6 protein-coding genes and 1 pseudogene are annotated in these 5,177 nt (G+C 72.2%); 2 read left to right on the top strand and 5 right to left on the bottom strand.

Translation table 11 applies throughout. The features are described from left to right. On the bottom strand, positions 1 to 291 hold a 291-nt coding region (locus tag AOK09_RS41535), incomplete at its 3' end, for a hypothetical protein (protein ID WP_217698543.1). Between the two features lie 110 nt (positions 292 to 401). Beyond that, the gene (locus AOK09_RS36580) at positions 402 to 680 is read right to left on the bottom strand and encodes a hypothetical protein (RefSeq protein ID WP_055591470.1); all 279 of its coding nucleotides are present in this window, start codon (positions 678 to 680) and stop codon (positions 402 to 404) included. Between the two features lie 236 nt (positions 681 to 916). On the opposite strand from AOK09_RS36580, the gene AOK09_RS38665 reads away from it, so the two are divergent. Then, complete coding sequence (locus AOK09_RS38665) at positions 917 to 1,165, top strand: transposase (RefSeq protein WP_079063717.1); 249 nt, start codon at positions 917 to 919, stop codon at positions 1,163 to 1,165. A 363-nt stretch (positions 1,166 to 1,528) separates the two neighbouring features. Then, on the top strand, positions 1,529 to 2,653 hold the full coding sequence (locus tag AOK09_RS36570) for a hypothetical protein (protein WP_055591468.1): 1,125 nt from the start codon (positions 1,529 to 1,531) through the stop codon (positions 2,651 to 2,653). 80 nt (positions 2,654 to 2,733) lie between these two features. Here AOK09_RS36570 and AOK09_RS36565 read toward each other — a convergent pair whose 3' ends face one another. The 3 genes and pseudogenes from AOK09_RS36565 to AOK09_RS36555 all read right to left on the bottom strand — a co-directional run. After that, complete coding sequence (locus AOK09_RS36565; RefSeq protein ID WP_055591467.1) at positions 2,734 to 3,105, bottom strand: hypothetical protein; 372 nt, start codon at positions 3,103 to 3,105, stop codon at positions 2,734 to 2,736. After that, entirely contained in the window at positions 3,102 to 3,380 is a 279-nt protein-coding gene (locus AOK09_RS36560) for a hypothetical protein (protein WP_157876201.1), read from the bottom strand. Before AOK09_RS36560 ends, AOK09_RS36565 begins: the two co-directional genes overlap by 4 nt. Before the next feature lie 635 nt (positions 3,381 to 4,015). Continuing rightward, positions 4,016 to 5,177: pseudogene (locus tag AOK09_RS36555) on the bottom strand (hypothetical protein); the annotation flags it as partial.

The following is a 5,177-nucleotide window of genomic DNA, read 5'->3' as shown; positions in this document are numbered from 1 at the left end:
GGAGTGGCGGTTGCCGCTGCAACGCCTTGAATCAGATGAGGCTGAGCTGGTCGGGGTTGCCGGTTGGGGGCTTGGGTCGCATGAGTGGGGGGCGCCGGGGGCGTTGCGGTTCAGGCGAAGCCACCAGGCGAACTGCCAGTTGCGGCAGGTGCGGGGGTGGCGCAGCGGTTCGCGGCGGGGGATGGTGTGCTCGCCCCAGCCGGTGATGGGCAGGGCGCCTTCGATGCGGACGTGGAGGCCGGGTACGAGGGCGTTGCCTTCCCGCTCCCGGCCGGGGGCGTGTTCGAACACGGCGGGCGGGCGTAGCACTCACGGGAGTGTCCTTCGCGTGCAGGAGGCGTTCCCCCGCGCCCTACGCCCGCCACCCTAAGGGATCAAGGCGACGGTGCTCCCGCTGGTGCTCAGTCGACGCTGGTCAGCCACTCGTCGTCGGTCGGCGCCTTTGAGACGCACCCCGGGCAGTACTCGCCCGCCCGGCTGCTGCGCCACCCGGCTTCGGTGGCCAGCTCCACCGCGCGCTCGGTCAAGGCGGGAAGCGGCGGGTCTGCCGAGTCGCCGGCGAGGTCGGCGAACGGGTAGTGCAGGGAGGCGGTGCAGCGGTCGCCGAGCGAACCGTCGCAGACGATGGTGCAGCCCCCCTGCCGGCCGCCGAGGTCATTTCTGAGGGTGGTGATGGCCATGCAGTCACTGTGGCAGTCCGGAGACGCACAGGCGGAAGGCTGGTCGGAGGATCAGCCCAACGGGCTAGCAGGTCGCCAACGCTTGTGGGCACGGCGCTCCCCCGTCTTGGGTTGCCGGTGAGGAACCACCGGAGTGTCGCGAGCTCGGCATCGGTGTGGGGCCCGTGCCAGCGGCAACAACCGCTGACCAACCCCACGACCAGCACAATCCCCGTCCGGAAGGGAGGGCCCCTGCCATGCGCAGGCGCTACTACCCCTGGGACACCACCGACGCCGAATGCGCCCTGCTCGAACCCCTCCTCTCCGTCCCGGCCCGCCGGACCCCGCACGGCGGCCGCCCAGAGGCCCACCCACGCCACGAGATCGTCGATGCGATCCTCTACATCGTCGACAACGGTGCCAAATGGCGCTCCCTGCCAGCGGACTTCCCACCGCCGTGGCGGACCGTGTCTTCGCCCGCTCGACCAAGAACAGAACTCTGCTGAAGATCATTCACCACCTGCGGCGCCGGATCCGCCTGTGCGGCGGATACAGCCCCTGGCCGGTCGCCCTCGTCGTCGACAGCCAGTCCGTGAAAGGCCACCCACACGCGTCACCGTGAGGCGGATGCCGCCTTCCGGAGGAAGACGCCGATCTGGTGCCGGACCCAGGCATCCGAGGTCGGCGACGCCTGCCGGATAGTGGTCGACCAACTGTTGGAGATGAACGCGCTCCACCGGCGCCAGTGAAAGGCGCCGGAGCCGGGGGCTGCTGCAGGTGCAGCCACGGGACCCGTAGGGCGGAGCCGTCGCTCGGCGGGCCGGACAAAGTCGTTGCCCTCCCCCGCCGGAACCGGAAATGATCTCGCCATGGCCACCGTCCTTCCGCTGGTGCTGCTCCTGCTGTTCGGCGCCCTGCTCCGCTCCCCCTCCCGCGTGCGTGTCCGCCTTCCGCGGCGGATGCGCCGCTTCGATGCGACCGCGCGTTGGGCACGCACCCGGTTCGACACCGCCGCCCACGGGCTCGCGCCTCGGGAGCAGCTCAGCGCCCGCCGGGCCGGTCCGCCCCTGCCGCCCTACCGCATCAAGGCGATGCAGGCCATCGCGGACGCAGCCTGGGGCGGCGACTGGCGGCCGGCAGCGGCGTACGTGGAGGCGGCGGCCACCGACTGGGACGAGCGCTGGTCCCGGCTCCAACTGCTCCAGGAGATCGCCCACCGAGACGCGGCGTGGCTGGACGCCTGGCACCAGGCGCAGCCGGACAACGGTGACGCTGCCACCCTGCGGGCCCTGCTGCTCGTGGACCAGGCGTGGGCGATCCGCGGCACGGAGTACGCACACAAGGTGCCGGCCGACCGGATGGCCCGGTTCACGGAACTGCTGCCCGCCGCGATCGAGGCAGCTCGCGCAGCCACGCTGCTCGCCCCCAAGGATCCTGGTCCATGGGTCGTCATGGTGACCGCCGCCCGCGGAGCGCGGTACTCCCACGACCGGTTCCGCCCGATGTGGGAGGGCCTGGTCGCGCGTGCCCCGCACCACTACGAAGGGCACGGCCAGGCTCTGCAGTTCTGGTGCGCCAAGTGGGCCGGATCGGACAGGCTGATGCTGCAGTTCGCCGAACAGGCGGTCCGCTCAGCACCGGTCGGCAGTCCACTCGCCGGGATGTACCTGCATGCGCTCCGCGAGTTGGAGCAGCGTCACGGAGTTTCCGCCCTGCCCGCCGCACGCGATGCCAGGCCTCTGCTCGAGGAGGTCGTCCGATCGCTCGACCATGTCCCCGCCGACGATGAGCGTCTTCCCCCGCTGCGGCATCTGCTGGCTCACTACCTGAGCGACGCAGGCCTCCACGATGCGGCACTGGAGCAGTTCCGGCTCATCGGCGCCTGGTGCGGGGCATGGCCCTGGACGCAGGAGTCCGACCCCGTCGCCGCCTTCGACCTTGCCAGGGCCGCCGCTGCGAAGAAGGCCACGAGCCCTGCACCCAGCGCACCGTGAGCGATGACGGCCCTCACTCCTTCACAGCCCCGAGGACGGCCCCGGGGACGGCCCCCAACGGGAGGAATCCGCGAGGTCGGTCAGGAGACGGCCCAGTCGCGGAGCTGCACGGCGATCTGCCGCACGCCGATGCGGTGTGCGCCCGCGTCTCGGACGAGGGCCAGGGCGGCGGCGGGCTTGTAGTCGAGGGTGTGCCCGTTGGCGGCGAGGAACGCCTGCGTCGCGGCCCAGGCGAAGACCCAGTTCTGGGCCTCCAGGCAGGGGTGGCGGGCCAGCTCTTCCAGGATGGCTCCGGCCTTGAGCCAGTCCGAGCCGTACACCTCCCGGCCCATGAGTACGGCGCGGTGTCGGGCCTCGACGGCGACAAGGACACCGAGGTCGTCGCAGGCCGGGTCGCCGTCCAGGCGGCTGGCGATGTCGAGGAGGAGCCGGGCGTCCAGGAAGTGCGTCACGCGGCAGTGCCGTGCGCATCAGCGGACAGGCGCACGGCGGCGTCCCGCTCGGCGTCGCGGTATCCATGCCACTGGGGGGACTCCGCGGCCTCGGCCTGGGCGAACACGTCCCGGGTGTAGGCGGCTGCCTCAGTGGCGGCGTCCAGCGCGCGGGTGCGGACGGCAGTGTGCACGGCTGCCCGGCGGACGTACTCGGCAAACGGCATGCCGGCCTCGTCGGCGGCTGCCTGGACGGCTGCGGCGTCAGCGCCCTCGAACTCCACGGACTCGCTCATGCGACCACGGTAGCGCCGAGGCGGGCCCGGCCGGAGGTGTTCCCGGCCGGGCCCGTGGTTCGGGTGGAGGTGGCGGGTGGCGACGGTTCACCTACCCGGGGGTCCCTGGAGGTCAGTGAGCTCCTTGGCCCGCTGGTGATCGTCCTGAAGAGCTTCCGGGTAGGCGGAGGACTCCGGCGAGATTCCAAGGGAGGGATCCCGGCGCGTCTCCAGATCATCGGAACCCGAGAAGGCGACCAGGACCGCGTCCCGGCGGCTGGCAGGTCGGACACCGCGTCCAGGGCCGCCTTCCGGATACGACGTACTGCCGGGGGCCGCCCAAGCCCGCCAAGAGCCGTCTCCTTCGGGAGGCTGCGGCCACATATGCGCGCCCTTCGAGCCGGCCCGGGCCGTTGGCGCCGACCGGCTCGAACCGTGCCCGGGCGAGGGATCTCCGCAGGGCCGTTCACCCTGTGGCGAGCAGGCCATGCATCCGGCCGGGCACCCGCTCCGGCACGGCGCGCGACCAGCCGGTCGTCGTCCGACGCGCCCCGACCGGACCGTCCCGCACGCACCGTACCGTCGGTCCGCTACGGGGCGCGCGGGTGCGACGGACCAGGAGCGTCCGGTCTGCGCACCAGGTTTGCCGGCTCGGCTCAGCCCGTCCAGTAGCCCAGGACCACCGCGAACACGGCCACGCTCCTCGACCCGTTGTTGCGCAGGTCGATCACCCCGTTGGAGCCCACCGGCACCACGGCCAGGTTGGTCGTGACACGCCCGCCGGAGGTCCAGTACACACTGGCCGGGGACGGTTGGCTCGTCCCATCGGTCCATGCGGTCAGCGAGCCTCCGCCGCTGCTCGGGATCGTCCCGAGCTCCACCAGCACTCCGGTTGTTCCCCGGGGGACGACGCCTCCCGTCACGCGCAGCTTGAGAACGCTCTGGGCGGCCAGCGGCGAGGTACCGCTGCGCCCGATCCCGCGGCGGGTGTCCAGGACGGTCGACGGAGCCGTGGCGACGAGGGATCCGCTCGATGTGGGGCCGTAGTAGCCCACGACACTCGCCGCGACGTCCACGCTGCCGCCGCCGGAGTTGTAGAAGTCGAGCTGCCCGGTGCTGTCGAGGGGGACCGTCACCAGGTTCGCCGACTGGTCGCCGTGGGCGTCCCAGGTGAGCATCGACAGTCCGGGACGGGTCGCCCCGTGCGCCCAGACGGTCAGGCCGCCCGTGGTGCCGGGGCTGCCGACGGCCAGGTTGAGCACCACCCACGCGGCGGTGGTGGGCACCCCGGCCTTGCCACGCACCGGCACGCCGACCGTCGTCCTGGCCCCGAGCGGGGCCTTCTGGGCCTGCCCCACTCCCTGGGCGGTGTTGAACACATAGGCCGGCCGGACCGGCTTGAGCAGCTTCCCGGACCCGGGCGCGTAGTAGCCCAGCACGTCGACGTACACCGGCGCGCTCCGGGAACTGCTGTTGTGGACGTCCAGGGCGCCCCCGCTGAGCCGTACGACTGCCGAGTGCACCACGGACTGGGTCGAGCTGTTCCAGTAGAGGGTTCCGTAGGTGGGGACGGCAGAGCCGTGCGGTTCGGCCGACACCGAGCCCGCGCTCGCCTTGGTCCCGCTCACCCCGACGTCGACCAGCACCGAGGTGGCGTTCGCCGGGACTCCGTAGTGGCCTGCCACCGTGACGCCGACGGTGCCCTGGGCGCCGACCGAGCGGGGCCCGAGGACCCGCGCCGGTGTCACCGGTGTGTAGCCGCTGCCGGTGGGGACCCGTACCGGACCCCAGAGGCCTGGCGACCAGGCCGACGGCGAG

This window comes from Peterkaempfera griseoplana, from assembly GCF_001418575.1.
In the GTDB taxonomy this organism is placed as follows: Bacteria; Actinomycetota; Actinomycetes; order Streptomycetales; family Streptomycetaceae; genus Peterkaempfera; species Peterkaempfera griseoplana.
This window is presented reverse-complemented; position numbering and strand designations above follow the sequence as displayed.